A 13,216-nucleotide genomic window follows, 5' to 3' on the forward strand; every position below is an offset into this window, starting at 1 on the left:
GTCGGGGATGTGCGGGGTCGGGAGACCCGCGCACAGCAAACGGTGCGGGGTCGGGAGACCCGCGCACAACATTTTCCTTACGCCTGTTGCCGCAAGCCTCAAGCCTTTATTTCTACGGTCTATAGCCTAAAGCCTACAGCCTATTAACAAACAGGAGTTGTTGTGCGAACATTTGAGATTGCGGTGATTGAAGGGGATGGGATTGGGGTCGATGTGACGCGGGAAGCGATTAAGGTGCTCGAAGCGGCGGGGGGGGTGGATGAAGCGGAGTTTTCGTGGAACTATTTTCCCTGGGGCACGGATTATTACTTTGAGCATGGGCGGATGGCGGCGGAGGATTACTTGGATCAATTGGCTCCGCACGATGCATTGTTGTTAGGAGCAGTGGGGCATCCTGAGGTGCAGGATCATATTACGCTCAACGGGTTGCTGTTACCGATCCGACGACGGTTTGATCAGGCGATTTGTTTGCGGCCGGCATTTTTGTACGAAGGGGTGCCCAGTCCGCTGCGGGATAAACCGGCCGAGTCGATCGACATGTTGGTCTTTCGGGAGAACACCGAAGGGGAATATGCGAATATTGGTGGGCGGTTGTATCAACATTCGGATCACGATGTGGCGGTACAGACGTCGGTGTTTACGCGGCGAGGGTGCGAGCGGATTATTCGCGCGGCGTTTGAGAAGGCCATGACGCGTCCCCGCAAGCGGGTGGCTTCGATTACGAAGAGCAATGCGCAAGGGTACGGGATGGTGCTGTGGGACGAGACATTTGCGGCGGTAGCGGCGGAGTATCCGGCGATTGAAACCGAATCGTTGTTGATCGACCGGGCCGCCATGGAATTTGTGCGGCGGCCGGAATCGTTTGATGTGGTGGTCGCCAGTAATTTGTTCGGGGATATCTTGACCGACTTGGCGGCGATTGTGGTGGGCAGTATGGGCTTGGCGGCGAGCGCGAACATTGCGATCGAGCGGAAAAATCTGAGCATGTTTGAACCGGTGCATGGTTCAGCGCCGGATATTGCCGGGCAGGGGATTGCGAATCCGTTGGCGGCGATTTTGTCGGCGGCGATGATGTTGGAGCATCTGGAATTGCCGCGTGCAGCGGCGTCGGTGCATGCGGCGGTGAAAATGTTGCTGGCTGAAGGGGAATTGCTGCCGCCGGATTTGGGGGGGACGGCGCGGACGGAGGTGGTGGGGGATCGAGTGGCTGCGCTTGTTGGTGAGTAGGGGGGGAGTGGCCGGTGGCGAGTGGCCGGTGGCCAGAAAAAGAGTAGGCAGTAGGCAGTGGGCAGGGTTGGGCGATTGGTTGAGTTTGATTGCGAGCCTCATGCTTGTTGCCTAGGTTGGGAGACCTGCGGTCGGGTAAGTGCGGGGTCTGGAGACCCGCGCACAACGTTTGATCCGCGTATAACGCGATTGGTCAGTGGCTGCTTGTTGAAGAGTGTGTGACTAACTTGGGGCGGCCCTCACCCCCGGCCCCTCTCCCAGAGGGAGAGGGGGGATTGATGTTGCTTGCAGTTCTTACGCCTCACTTCCTACGGGCTATCGTCTACGGTCTTTTTTCCTCGAAATGCTTTTTGTGGAATTGCTGCGCAACCTTGACCGGGTAGGTTGAGAGGTGTTGGTTGCTTGTGGTTCTTAGCAGGGGGCTTGTTGAGGTGATGACGACGGAGACCGCGACGAACTTGCCGGTACGGGTTGTGGAACGGATCGGGGATTGGCGTGCTGCTGAGGTTGTGATCGATTTGGAGACGGGGATCGTTCGCAATGTGGCATTGGCTGGGCCGGATTCGAAGAACGGATATCGCTATACGGATGAGTCGCTGCGGAGGGCGACGGTGTTGTATGCGGACAAGCCGGTGTTTTTGGATCATGGGCGGGACCTGTCCAAACCCCAGGAACGCAGCACGCGGGACTTGGCGGGACAGATTGTAAATCCTCGCTTTGTCGATGGGCGGATTCGAGGTGACATTCAGACGCTTGGCACGGAGGCCGGGCGTACGTTTTTGGCGTTGGCGGACAGTGGCAGCGGCTCGGTGGGGATGAGTCATGTGGTGTTGGTCACGCAAAACCGCGAACGGACATTGGTTGAGGAAATCCACGAAGTGGTAAGCGTGGATGCAGTGATGTTTCCGGCGACGACGTCATCACTGTCCGAGCAAACCAATGAATTGCCTGGCGCTGCGCCGCTGTTCGGATCGCTGGAATCGGTCTTGCGGCAGTTGGATGGGCAATTGCCGGGGCACGCCCGCGATTGGACCGGTGATGCGGACGTGGTCTGCGAGCGGGTGGCGTTGTTTCCGCAGAGCGTGATCGTGCGCTTGGGGGCGGCGGACGATTGTGAGCAATACCGCATTGGCTGGCGGGTACGCGACGGGCGGGTTTGGCTGTCGGGCGAGTGGGAACCGGTGGGGGATCTCGACCTGAGTGCGGAGTCGTGGCAGGATTTGAGCCGTGCCCAGGATACGTCGGAGGCCGACGACTCGGATTCCTTGGAGACATACGCCGAGCGGTTGCGCGAGTTGGAAGCCGAAAAACAGCTGTTGTTGGTTGAAGTTTCGGATCTGACGGCAGAGCGGGACATGGCACAGCGAGTGGAGGCGGTGGGGCGGTTGTTGGCGGAAGCGGAATTGCCGGAAGAGGCGATTACGGAGACGTTTCGCGAACAATTGTTGGATGCGAGCGACGATGAGCAACGCGGGGTGTTGTTGGATGATCGCGTGGAGTTGTTTGAGCGATTGCGGTCTTGCAGGCCGACGAGTTGTTTGCGTGCTGATGACGATAGTGGCGCAGGTACAGATGCGGCGTTGGTGCGGCTGCTTGCTTGTCGGCGGTGATGAGGGTGGCCGGTGGCCTGAGAAGAGTAGGCAGTAGGCAGTAGGCAGTAGGCTGGGTGGAGGTGCGTTTGGTTTTCCCTCGCCGGCCTCACGCCTGTTACCTCGAGCCTTATGCCTCTGTTAGGAGACCTGCGGTCGGGGCTGGTGCGGGGTCTGGAGACCCGCGCACAACGGAGGTCGGGGGGCTGGTGCGGGGTCGGGAGACTCGCGCACAACGATTTGTTTTTTCTATGGCCTATGGTCTACAGCCTACGGCCTTTTTTCCCGGAGGGAATGATATGGGGATTCAGTTGCGGTTTCGTAGTGGTGAAGTGCAGTTGCATAAATTGCGTGTGGATAGTGGGACGGTGTTGGAGGCGGGGGATTTGGTGTATTTGGACACCGATGACGTGAAGCCGGCCAGCAGTTTTTCTTGGACGAGTGATCTGGCGACGACACAATCGGCGTTTGCCGCTTCGTTTCTTGGGGTGGTGCATCATCAGTCTGCTGACGGTGATACGGATGATGTGTCGGTCGATATGAGTCCGTCGGCGATTTATGAGTTCGACGTTGATGCGGCGACCTATGAAGTGGGCGATGAGTTGGGGCCGGACGAGTTGTCGTCGTCACTGATGGATCAACAGTTGGAAGCTGTGGGGACCGGGACGTTGGCGATTGCGCGAGCCGCGGAATATAAGGCGGCCGCGGCGACGAAGTTGCGGGTGACATTTGCTTCGGCGTTTCATGCCGGGTCGGCGAATGTGAATGCGGCTGTGGGGTAGGGGGGGAGTGGCTGGTGGTCGGTGGTCGGTGGCCAGAAAGAGTGGGCAGTAGGCGGTAGGCAGTAGGCAGAAAAAGGGGTGGGGTGCGTTTGGTTTTCCCGCGCCGGCCTCACGCCTGTTGCCTCGAGCCTCACGCCTACGTTGGGAGACCTGCGGTCGGGGGGAGTGCGGGGTCTGGAGACCCGCGCACAACTTTGGGGGTGGGTGCGGGGTCTGGAGACCCGCGCACAACATTTGGTTTGTTTTTCTATGGCCTACGGTCTAGCGCCTACGGCCTTTTCAATAAGGAACGGTGAGATATGCAGGGGCAGAGTTTGCGGGGGTTGGTGGAATCGTTGGGGGCGGAGGGGTTTTATCAGAAGGTGTGTGGTCTGCTCAATGAGCGGAAGATTTCGGTTGATGATTTTAGCTATTACGAGTTGGCGGATGCGTGCGGGGTGTTGCCCGATTTGCGGCGGCTGAATGAGATGGCTTCGCCGGTTTCGAGTCCGTTGCATGTGTTGCGGGAATCGTCTCCGGGGGTGAGTACGAATCTGTTTCAGGTGGTGACGGGTGAGCTGATCGGGCGGAAGGTGATTGAGGGGTACGAAGACGATTCGGGTTTCATTGGCGACAAATTGGTCTCGGTGATGCCGAGCCGGTTGCGGAATCAGAAGATCGCCGGCTTTAAGGCGTTAGCCGGGCCGACGGAGGTTTCCGAAGGGCATCCGTATGAGGAGTCGACGTTTGAGGAGAAGTACGTCACCTCGGAGGAATCGAAGCAGGGGCGGATTCTCACGATCAACGAAGAGTTGATTGCCTTTGACCAGACGGGCGAGATCAATCGCCGTGCGATGGCGTTGGGGTTTTATCTACGTCAGGAGCGCGAGCGGACGATCGTGCGGGGCGTGACTGACGCGGATGCGGCGAGTTCGAAGTATGTCTATCGGCCGAACGGGGCTGGTCAGGCGCTTTATAAGACCGACGGTTCGAATCGGAACTGGGTGGGCAGCGGGAATACGACGTCGACGGCGTTTAACAGTGCGGTGCCGTTGGCGGATTGGACCGACGTCGACACAGTGTTGCAGTACCGGGCGACGCAGGTCACGGACGATCGCATCGACGGGACGGCCCGTCCGATGGTGATGCCGGTCAAGCACATGTTGGTGCCCGAAGCCTTGCGGGGGACGGCGATGAGTGTCGCCAACTCGACGCAGGTCACCGTCACGAGCGGCGATAATGAGACGACGTTTGCGAATCCGATTCATGGATTGGCCGAGGTGCTCAGTTCGCCGTTTATTGACGAGCAAGGGGGCCAGGCGGTCAATGATTGGTACCTGGGCGATTTTGCGCGGCAGTTTGTCTGGACGGAAATTTGGCCGGTGCAGACGTTCCTGCAGCGAGCGGACAGCGAATCGGCGTTTGATCGCGACGTCGTGTTGCGGGTGAAGGTGCGATACTACGGCGGCGTTTCGGCGGTGGATACGTCGTTTGTGACGAAGGTGGATGGTGCTTGATGTGTGGGGGGAGTGGCCGGTGGTTAGTGGCCGGTGGCCAGAAATAGTAGGCAGTAGGCAGAGGGCAGTAGGCAGAGAAGAGTGGCTGGCGGTCGGTGAAGGGTAGGCGGGAGACCTTCGGTCGGGTGGGTGCGGGGTCTGGAGACCCGCGCACAACAGAGTGCGGGAGACCCGTGCACAACTTTCCCGTATCCTCAAGCCTGTCCCCTCACGCCTCACGCCTTCTTGCCTACGGTCTACAGTCTCAAGCCTACAGCCTCTTTTACTGGGGAGCGGTTATGAAATACGGGGGTGCGGATTGTTGCGGGGGGTATTGTCGGCGGGTGGAGTTGCCGCGGGGGGATGGGGCGGTGTGGGGGTTGACGGTTAGTCCGTTGCCTTTGGCGTTTCATCGGCGGTTGCGGGAGCGGGGGATTGTGGCTCCGCGGCGGCCGACGCGTGTGGCGCGGGATTCATCCGGGAAGCCGCTGCGGGATCATCAGGGGTTAGCGGTGTTGGTGCCTGATGCGGAGAGTGGCGAGTATTTGACGGCGCTGGATCTTTATAACCAGCGCGTGGCGGCCTTGGTGTTGGTTGAAGGATTGCGGGCGGACGAGTCCTTGCAGTTTGAAACAGCGTTGCCGCACGTGGATGGTGATTGGCTCGGTTATGCGGATGGAATTTGTGAGGAGTTGGAGCGGGCGGGTTGGTCGGCGGGGGATGTGGGGTTGGTCTGCGAACATGTGTTTCGCGTGAGCAACTTGTTGGATGATCATGTGCGGGAGTCGGCGGGAAATTTTTCGCCGGCGGCGGCGACGTAAACGATGCCGTCGCCGGTCCGCGGTCCGTCGATTATTGGATTTTGCGTTGTTGCGAACAGTTGGGGCTGCAGGAAGCGGAGTTTGTCGCAGCGGAGTATGCGGATCAGGTGCGGTGGTTGGGGTATGTGATGCTGCGGGATGGGGAGGCTGGTCGGCGGTAGGCGGGGAAGAGTGGCCGGTGGTTAGTGGCCGGTGGCCAGAAACAGTACGCAGTAGGCAGTAGGTAGTGGGTTGGGGCTTGTTTGAGTTTGTTTGTGGGGCTCGTTTCTGTTGCTTGGCGTCTTGCGCTGATGTTGGGAGACCTGCGGTCGGGCGAGTGCGTTGGGAGACCTGCGGTCGCGATTGGTGCGGGGTCTGGAGACCCGCGCACAACTTTGGGGGGAGGCCCGCTCACAGCGTATTGTGTCCTCAAGCCTGTTCCCTCACGCCTCACGCCTTCCTTCCTACAGCCTACAGTCTCAAGCCTACAGCCTAGTTTAAAAAGGGTGTGAAACGTATGGCGGATTTATCGGGGCTTTCTTCGGTGAGCGGGGCTCCGCTGACTGAGACGCAGATACGGGGCATTTTGTCGCAGATTGATTTGGATATTACGAATCTGCTGCGGGATGGGAAGTTGTCGGCGCTGAAATATGCCTTGCCGGGGGCAGCGGGGCGGACGGCGGATCGGGCGGGGAACTTGCGGGCGTTGTTGGAAGCGCGGTCGTATTACCAGGCGTTGTTGACGTCGCGGCCGGGTTGGGAAGTTTCTGTGGGTGAGTGATAGTAGGCAGTAGGCAGAGGGCAGTAGGCAGTGAAGGAGTGGCCGGTGGGGAGTGGCCGGTGGCCAGAATGTGTTGGTGGGAGACCTTCGGTCGAGGGGGTGCGGGGTCGGGAGACCCGCGCACAACTTTCCCATATCCTCACGCCTGTTCCCTCAGGCCTCACGCCTTCTTCCTACAGCCTAAACACAAAGGAGCGCTAAGATGGTTTCTGTGGCAGCGGGGGTGTTGGGGGCGGATTTGGATGTGGTGTTTGCGGACTGGGGAGTGGTGGTGACTTATCGTGAGGTGAGTCAGGCGTATGTGCCGGCGACTCAGCAGGTGAGTGAAGAGTACACCGACACCGAAATCACGGCGCTCGTCAGCGGCGATGCGGGCGAGCCGACGCGGGGGACGGCGGGGCAGCATACGACTGACATGATTGAGTTCTTCGTCAAACAAGCGGACCTGCCGGCTGGAGCTCCGAAACTGACCAGCCGCATCGTGCATCAAGAACGCGAATACGAAATCGTAGGCTACGCCAACAGCGAAGACGGCACCACCTACCAACTCCTCTGCCGGCCTTAACCAGGCGGGTGGTTCGTGCTGCCGCACGAGGGGGTTGGGGCGCTCCCGTTGGTCGCTTGGTGGTTGGCGCGCGGATTGGTTTGTTGCGTCGTTGGGGTTGGGTGGGGCTTTCGTACTACGTAGAAAGGTGCGTCGTGACGCACCCTACGGGGCTACGGGGGATGGGGCGTTATTTGGTTGTGCCTCGCCCTTCCTTTGCATTGAGTTTGCCTGCGTGGGGGATATTTGGATGGGGATTTCGGTTTCGCTTGAAATTGTGAATGAGCCTACGGTGCGGCGATGGTTGGGGGAGATTCGAGGGCGTGAGGTTCCACGGGCTCGTAGGCGGTTGGTGCGGCGGGTTTCTCGGTCGGCGTTGTTGCGGACGATTGAGAATAATCCGGTCGATACGGCGCGTTCGCGGGCGTCTTGGGTGGCGGCATTGGAACAGTTGGGTGGTGCGGCGCCGGCCGGTTGGGAAGGCGCGCATCCGGAGGGTGCGGCGATATCTGAGGGGCGGAGTCGGAGCGGTCTTGTTGAGTCGAGTGAGACGGAACTGACGGAAGTCGTGGCGACGAGTGGGGTGGATTACATCAACTATTTGGAGTTTGGCACGCAGCGGATGTCGCCGTTTCAGATGGTGGTCCGCAGTTTGCAGAGTCTGCGCCCGACGGTTCCGCTGCAACCGTTTTTTACCGCCTCTGAGGATGAAATGGGGAGCATGGTGTGAGCGGATTTGGACAAGAAGCATTGGCGGGGAGTCTGTTCGCGCATTGGAGTGACAACTTCCCGTTGGCGGTGACGACGGTGTATCCGGGAACTCAGATCGATGCGGCCGGGCAAAGTGAGTGGTTGGAGATATGGATCAATGCCTGGCAGCGCGATCCGCGGCGGTCGGCGGGCAAGGAACAAGTGGATGTGTCGGTGACCGTGCACTGTTTTGTGGAGCGGACTTTGGACAAAGGACGGATTTTGGAATTGGCCGATGCGACGAAGTCGACGTTAGAGCATCAGCAAGTTTCGGTGACGGATCAATCGTTGAGCGATCCGCCGGTGGTGGGGCATTTGCAATTGTTTGAGACGCAAACGCGGACGATGACGCGACGGGATCGCGATGCGGGGCGGCATGGATTGCAGCACGTGGTGCTGGTGACGTCGGGGGTGGCTACGGAGGTTTGATGGGAGTGGCCGGTGGTCGGTGGTCAGAAAATAGTAGGCAGTAGGCAGTAGGCAGTAGGCAGTAGGCAGTAGGCAGTAGGCAGGGTTGGGCGGTTGTTTGGATTTGTTTGCGAGTCTCATGCCTGATGCCTCAGGCCTGGAGCCTATGTGGGGAGACCTGCGGTCGGGGCTGGTGCGGGGTCTGGAGACCCGCGCACAACTTAGGTGGGTGCGGGGTCGGGAGACCCGCGCACAACGGGGCGGGAGACCCGCGCACAACGATTTGCCTTAGGCCTGTGGCCTCAAGCCTCACGCCTTCTTCCTACGGTCTAAGGTCTACAGTCTCTTTTGATAGCAAAGGTGGTAGACGGCGATGGCGGTTACGAATGTGACGCGTAATTTGCGCGATGGGGAATTGGTGATTCAGGATGGGACTTCGGAGACTCCGCAGTCGTTGACGGTGCTGTTGGACGAGGGGGATTTGTCCTGGACGCAGCGGTCGAACACGATCGAGGTCAAGGATCGGGGGTCGATTGCAGCGGGGCATACGCGGCCGGGGGATGAGGAATCGATTGCGTTGTCGTTTACGGCAAAATGGACGCAGTTGATTGGGAAATACAACGACAGCGGCGATCCGTTGCAGTTGTATGAGTTTCTCAACTTCATGTCGGGGCTGAATATTGTCAGCACCTCGGAGAGTGGTGAGCAGGAGACGCTGCAGTTGGAGTTCACGGTGACCGATCCGGCGGGTGTTGCCGGTGAGAAGATCGTGTTTGCCAAGGTGTATCGTGAATCGCTGACGATGAACGAAGGGGACGAGGCAAACTTGATTTCGTTTTCCGGTCGCGACTTTGAGGTGGCGCCGGTGATTAGTCGGGTTTAGTGGCAGGAAAAAAGTGGCCGGTGGTCAGTGGCCGGTGGCCAGAAAGAGTGGGCAGTAGGCAGTAGGCAGTAGGCAGAGCGCAGGCGTGGGGGTGCGTTTGGAGTTCCTGCTTGGGCTCACGCCTCATGCTTATTTTGGGAGACCTTCGGTCGGGGGGTGTGCGGGGTCGGGAGACCCGCGCACAACTTTTACTTGTCCTCAAGCCTGTTCCCTCACGCCTCACGCCTCAAGCCAATTTTCCTACGGTCTACAGTCTAAAGCCGACAGTCTAATTACGGAGGCATTGCGATGGTGGCGTTTCGGGAGTCGTTGACGATTGCGATTCGGGGGGATAGTTCGCATTTGTCGCGGGAGTTGGATCGGGTGGGTGAGCGGATTTCTTCGCTCAGTGAGCGGTTGGGGCGGTTCAATCGGGCGGCATCGGAGATGGGGCGTTCGTTTGAGCGGATTGGTTTGGCGATTGGGCCGCTGCAAACGATCAGCACATTATTGGAGCGGATTACCAGTCAGATTCGATTGCTGTCGCGGACGCCGATTGTGTTGGACATTCGTCCGGCGGTGCAATCGCTGTTGATCTTGGGGCGGTTGATTGATGCGACCGCTGCGCGGCTGGCGCGGTTGTCAGCCGTAGGTACTGTCGGGGACGCGGGTGGAGCGACGGGACCGATTCGTGCGTATGCCAGTGGCGGAATGGTGACGGGGCCGGGCGGGGTGGATCGCGTGCCGGCGATGTTGACAGCTGGCGAGTTTGTGATTCGTCGACCGGCGGTGCAGCAATTGGGAGCGGCGTTTTTATCGGCGCTGAATCAGTCGTCGCCGACGAATCCACGGCCCACGCTAATGCCGGGACCACCGGTGGGGCAATCGACCTCAATCACCAACAATCTGGGCGGCGTGACGGTGAATGTTTCGCAGGTGGGCGAAGTCGCTGGGGTGGTGCGCGACTTGCAGTTTCGTGATTCGGCGCTGCGGGCGCGGCGGGGGTGAAACTGTTGGCAGGGGCGAAGTGGCCGGTGGCTAGTGGCCGGTGGCCAGAAAAGTAGGCAGTAGGCAGAGGGCAGTAGGCAGTGGTGGGGGGGAATTGCGTTTGGTTTTTGCTTGCGAGTCTCACGCCTGTTCCCTCACGCCTCACGTCTTCCTACCTGCAGCCTAAGGTCTCAAGCCTACAGTCTAATGACACTTGGAGAATTGCGATGTCGTTTGTGTTTAAGCCGGCGGTTTATAAGAGTTCCACATTGTATGAATTGCCGCGGCCGGTGCCGGTGTTGCGGGTGCGGGATGCTTGGGATGCGAGTCGGTTTAAGGTGCCGTTGGCTGATGGGGATGCATTGGTGGGGCATTCGCGGCAGGGGGTGGATATTTCCCTGGAAGGGCAAATCGGTTCGCAGAGCGGTTCGCTGAAGACGTCCGAAGGGGCCATGCTAGAGGAATTGGAGGCGTTGCGAAGCACGTTGGATGTTTCGTCGGCGTCAGAGAAGTTTGAGTTCTTTATCTATCACGACGCAACGAGCGGGACCTATCGCAAATTCAAATTGTGTTCGACAGTGCAGTTTGAAATGGATTTGTCGAATCAGAATTTGTTCACCTATTCGTTGGTGGTGCATGCGGAGAATCCGGTGTTGTATACGACGGCGCCTGGGGCTTGAGTGATAGTGGGCAGGGGGAGAAGTGGCCGGTGGCGAGTGGCCGGTGGGCAGTAGGTAGTAGGCAGTGGGCAGTGGGCAGTGGGCAGTGGGGGCGGGGGAGACCTTCGGTCGGGGGCTGTGCGGGGTCGGGAGACCCGCGCACAACGTAGACCCGTGCACAACGGCGACCGGCGTACGACGGCGCGTTTGATTTTTGGTTGCAAATCTCAGGCCTGTCCCCTCACGCCTCACGCCTCTTACAAAGGAACGTGACATGGGTTATCAGCGGCGGATTGTGCATTATCGTCCGGGGCCGGGTGATTTTCAGGCGGTGATTTCTGATCGTGCGATTGCTGGGTGTTGGTTTGAATTACATCGGCAAGGTGGCTGCGGGGCGGGGGAATTGCGGCTGAAGGATCGATTCGTGGATCGCGCGGGGATCGAGATCGGGGATTGGATCTCGATGGCGTATCAGACAGGTGACCGTTGGTACTTGGGGCGCGTTGAAGAACGCGTGGCGACGAGTCCGGCGGAGATCTCGTTTCGCTTGCAAGGGATGAGTGTGGAATTGGGTGAGGTGTTTCCCGGCGGATTCTCACCGGACCGCGCTGATGGCGTGCCTCCGCATCGTTATGCCCGGACCGATCTGTTTCCCAATGACCCGGACCGTTCGCTAGAAACGGTCGATGCGGTGAGTCAGCCGGATGAATTTGTGACGTTGTTGCTGCAACAATACGTGGTTCCGCGGACGCATATTTCACTCGATGCGGCGATGATCGATGCGGTGAATTTGGCCGACGGAGTGACGACGGCCAAGTTTCGGGGGGAGGAGAGTGTGCGTTCGATTCTCAAAGAAGAGGCGGTTCGAGCGTTTAATGCGTCGTGGGGCGTGGATGCTTGGGGGCGGTTTTTCTTTTTGCAAAAACGGACGTCGGTGATTGCCACGTTTCAAGAGGGGGTGGATGTTGTTGCGTTGGAAGAGTCCCGCGATCGGGATTTGTTGTACAACCGCGTGATGCTGACCGGCGGGTATATCTATGACGAGCAGTTGGGGTCGGACATTTTTATGCGGGGCTATTATCGCTGGCGGGGCAACTACATTCAGCCGGCAAGTCGGGATCAACATGGAGAGCGGCGGATACGGATTTGGATTCCTTGGATCCGGACGGAATCGGATTCGCGTCAGTTTGTGAAAGAGTTTTTCCGCGTATATGCGCAGCCGACGAGCCGGTATTTCGTTGAGGTGGCGGATCAGCACGTGCTGCCGGTGCCGTGGGGCGGTCGTATTCTGATCAAGGACCACAGCGGGGCGGAATTGATATCGGCGATGGTGGAAACGATCCGGGTGCAATTTGATCATGCGCCCCGTTTTCGGTTGGAAATCGGACCGGAAGATCCGCACACGCATTGGCCAGAACCGCCGCACGATGAGCGGTGGGAGATTCCGGGGAACCAAAATCAAAATGGTGGGCATGGAGGGAGCGAGCTTTCGTTTGATAGCAGCGACGTCGGTCCTGATTCGACCGATGCGAGTTCGTCGTCGGTGTCGGGCAGTTCCAGTTTCGGGGTGTCGAGCAGTTTGGAGTCCAGCGAACTGTCTGGGGGCGAATCGGTCGTGGAAACCGAAGGTGGAGGCAGCAGTGGGGACGAAAGCGAATCGGGCGGCGGGGAAAGTGGTTCGTCGGATTCGGGAGTGTCCAGCGGGGAGGAATCGAGCGGAGCGTCGGAGAGCGGGGAGAGCAGTGGCGGTGGGGAAAGTGGTTCTGGCGGCGAGAACAGTTCCAGTAGCGCGAATGACACGTGTGTCGAAAAAACAGCAACCGATTCGGACACCGTTGATGATGGTGGCGATGAGGAGTGGGAAAGGTTGGGTGGTGGCAGAGGTGAGGTGTCGCTGGGTCAAAACGACTCTGCCCAAACTCTGCGTTGTTTTGATTTCAATTTTTCGTTGCCATCGGGCAAGACTGTGGTGGGAATCACGGTGACGTACAACCTCGAGTGTTCGAACAACGCTGCCAACGATGTCGTGGGGGGCGAGGTGACTGTGACCAGCGGCAGTAAGTCGGGGACGAAGAGCTTGTTTGTGGGTGACGGTGTGTGGCCGGACAGCGAAACGGATGAGATCGTAGGCAGCGAAGGGGATACGTGGGGCGAATCCTGGACAACGGATGATTTCAATGCGTTTGGATTGCAGGTCGATTTGTCTGCAGTCGAACATTTGGGCAATGCGAACACTCGTACGGCGGAGGTCAATTCGGTGAAGCTCAAGGTCTGTTATGAAGAGTGACTGGGATGGCCAGTTAGCGGCGCGGAGTTGTATTCACAAACTCGCGGTGGGTTATTCAACCAGAG

13 protein-coding genes are annotated in these 13,216 nt (G+C 59.0%); all 13 read left to right on the plus strand.

Translation table 11 applies throughout. From position 1 onward, the window contains the following. The first annotated feature begins 162 nt into the window (after positions 1 to 162). The 13 genes from Mal52_RS04985 to Mal52_RS05045 all read left to right on the plus strand — a co-directional run bounded on the left by Mal52_RS04985 (position 163) and on the right by Mal52_RS05045 (position 13,151). Positions 163 to 1,227, plus strand: coding sequence for an isocitrate/isopropylmalate dehydrogenase family protein (locus Mal52_RS04985; RefSeq protein ID WP_145374610.1), 1,065 nt, complete (start codon positions 163 to 165; stop codon positions 1,225 to 1,227). A gap of 434 nt (positions 1,228 to 1,661) precedes the next feature. Next, positions 1,662 to 2,837 (plus strand): hypothetical protein, encoded by a 1,176-nt coding sequence (locus tag Mal52_RS04990; protein ID WP_145374611.1) that lies wholly within the window; start codon positions 1,662 to 1,664, stop codon positions 2,835 to 2,837. Positions 2,838 to 3,067: 230 nt separating this feature from the next. Then, on the plus strand, positions 3,068 to 3,598 hold the full coding sequence (locus Mal52_RS04995) for a hypothetical protein (RefSeq protein WP_145374612.1): 531 nt from the start codon (positions 3,068 to 3,070) through the stop codon (positions 3,596 to 3,598). A 299-nt stretch (positions 3,599 to 3,897) separates the two neighbouring features. Beyond that, positions 3,898 to 5,094, plus strand: coding sequence for a phage major capsid protein (locus Mal52_RS05000; RefSeq protein WP_145374613.1), 1,197 nt, complete (start codon positions 3,898 to 3,900; stop codon positions 5,092 to 5,094). Positions 5,095 to 5,372: 278 nt separating this feature from the next. Beyond that, the gene (locus Mal52_RS05005; protein WP_145374614.1) at positions 5,373 to 5,894 is read left to right on the plus strand and encodes a hypothetical protein; all 522 of its coding nucleotides are present in this window, start codon (positions 5,373 to 5,375) and stop codon (positions 5,892 to 5,894) included. A gap of 496 nt (positions 5,895 to 6,390) precedes the next feature. Next, positions 6,391 to 6,654: a hypothetical protein gene (locus Mal52_RS05010; RefSeq protein ID WP_145374615.1), complete on the plus strand. Its 264-nt coding sequence runs from the start codon at positions 6,391 to 6,393 to the stop codon at positions 6,652 to 6,654. 202 nt (positions 6,655 to 6,856) lie between these two features. After that, positions 6,857 to 7,219 (plus strand): hypothetical protein, encoded by a 363-nt coding sequence (locus Mal52_RS05015; protein ID WP_145374616.1) that lies wholly within the window; start codon positions 6,857 to 6,859, stop codon positions 7,217 to 7,219. Between the two features lie 229 nt (positions 7,220 to 7,448). Continuing rightward, positions 7,449 to 7,928: a hypothetical protein gene (locus Mal52_RS05020; protein WP_145374617.1), complete on the plus strand. Its 480-nt coding sequence runs from the start codon at positions 7,449 to 7,451 to the stop codon at positions 7,926 to 7,928. Continuing rightward, a complete protein-coding gene (locus Mal52_RS05025; protein WP_145374618.1) occupies positions 7,925 to 8,377 on the plus strand; it encodes a hypothetical protein in 453 nt (150 codons plus the stop codon). Before Mal52_RS05020 ends, Mal52_RS05025 begins: the two co-directional genes overlap by 4 nt. A gap of 352 nt (positions 8,378 to 8,729) precedes the next feature. Continuing rightward, the gene (locus Mal52_RS05030) at positions 8,730 to 9,239 is read left to right on the plus strand and encodes a hypothetical protein (protein WP_145374619.1); all 510 of its coding nucleotides are present in this window, start codon (positions 8,730 to 8,732) and stop codon (positions 9,237 to 9,239) included. A gap of 288 nt (positions 9,240 to 9,527) precedes the next feature. Beyond that, the gene (locus Mal52_RS05035; RefSeq protein ID WP_145374620.1) at positions 9,528 to 10,226 is read left to right on the plus strand and encodes a hypothetical protein; all 699 of its coding nucleotides are present in this window, start codon (positions 9,528 to 9,530) and stop codon (positions 10,224 to 10,226) included. Between the two features lie 206 nt (positions 10,227 to 10,432). Beyond that, on the plus strand, positions 10,433 to 10,885 hold the full coding sequence (locus Mal52_RS05040; RefSeq protein WP_145374621.1) for a hypothetical protein: 453 nt from the start codon (positions 10,433 to 10,435) through the stop codon (positions 10,883 to 10,885). Between the two features lie 253 nt (positions 10,886 to 11,138). Further along, the gene (locus Mal52_RS05045) at positions 11,139 to 13,151 is read left to right on the plus strand and encodes a hypothetical protein (protein ID WP_145374622.1); all 2,013 of its coding nucleotides are present in this window, start codon (positions 11,139 to 11,141) and stop codon (positions 13,149 to 13,151) included. The last annotated feature ends 65 nt before the right edge of the window (positions 13,152 to 13,216 follow it).

This window comes from Symmachiella dynata, from assembly GCF_007747995.1.
GTDB classification, from domain to species: Bacteria; Planctomycetota; Planctomycetia; order Planctomycetales; family Planctomycetaceae; genus Symmachiella; species Symmachiella dynata.

Excerpts from the sequence above, each read along its gene's own strand:
- Mal52_RS04990 (WP_145374611.1), top strand. The coding sequence starts at position 1,662 with ATGACGACGGAGACCGCGACGAACTTGCCGGTACGGGTTGTGGAACGG.
- Mal52_RS04995 (WP_145374612.1), top strand. The coding sequence starts at position 3,068 with ATGGCCTATGGTCTACAGCCTACGGCCTTTTTTCCCGGAGGGAATGAT.
- Mal52_RS05000 (WP_145374613.1), top strand. The coding sequence starts at position 3,898 with ATGCAGGGGCAGAGTTTGCGGGGGTTGGTGGAATCGTTGGGGGCGGAG.
- Mal52_RS05005 (WP_145374614.1), top strand. The coding sequence starts at position 5,373 with ATGAAATACGGGGGTGCGGATTGTTGCGGGGGGTATTGTCGGCGGGTG.
- Mal52_RS05010 (WP_145374615.1), top strand. The coding sequence starts at position 6,391 with ATGGCGGATTTATCGGGGCTTTCTTCGGTGAGCGGGGCTCCGCTGACT.
- Mal52_RS05015 (WP_145374616.1), top strand. The coding sequence starts at position 6,857 with ATGGTTTCTGTGGCAGCGGGGGTGTTGGGGGCGGATTTGGATGTGGTG.
- Mal52_RS05020 (WP_145374617.1), top strand. The coding sequence starts at position 7,449 with ATGGGGATTTCGGTTTCGCTTGAAATTGTGAATGAGCCTACGGTGCGG.
- Mal52_RS05030 (WP_145374619.1), top strand. The coding sequence starts at position 8,730 with ATGGCGGTTACGAATGTGACGCGTAATTTGCGCGATGGGGAATTGGTG.
- Mal52_RS05035 (WP_145374620.1), top strand. The coding sequence starts at position 9,528 with ATGGTGGCGTTTCGGGAGTCGTTGACGATTGCGATTCGGGGGGATAGT.
- Mal52_RS05040 (WP_145374621.1), top strand. The coding sequence starts at position 10,433 with ATGTCGTTTGTGTTTAAGCCGGCGGTTTATAAGAGTTCCACATTGTAT.
- Mal52_RS05045 (WP_145374622.1), top strand. The coding sequence starts at position 11,139 with ATGGGTTATCAGCGGCGGATTGTGCATTATCGTCCGGGGCCGGGTGAT.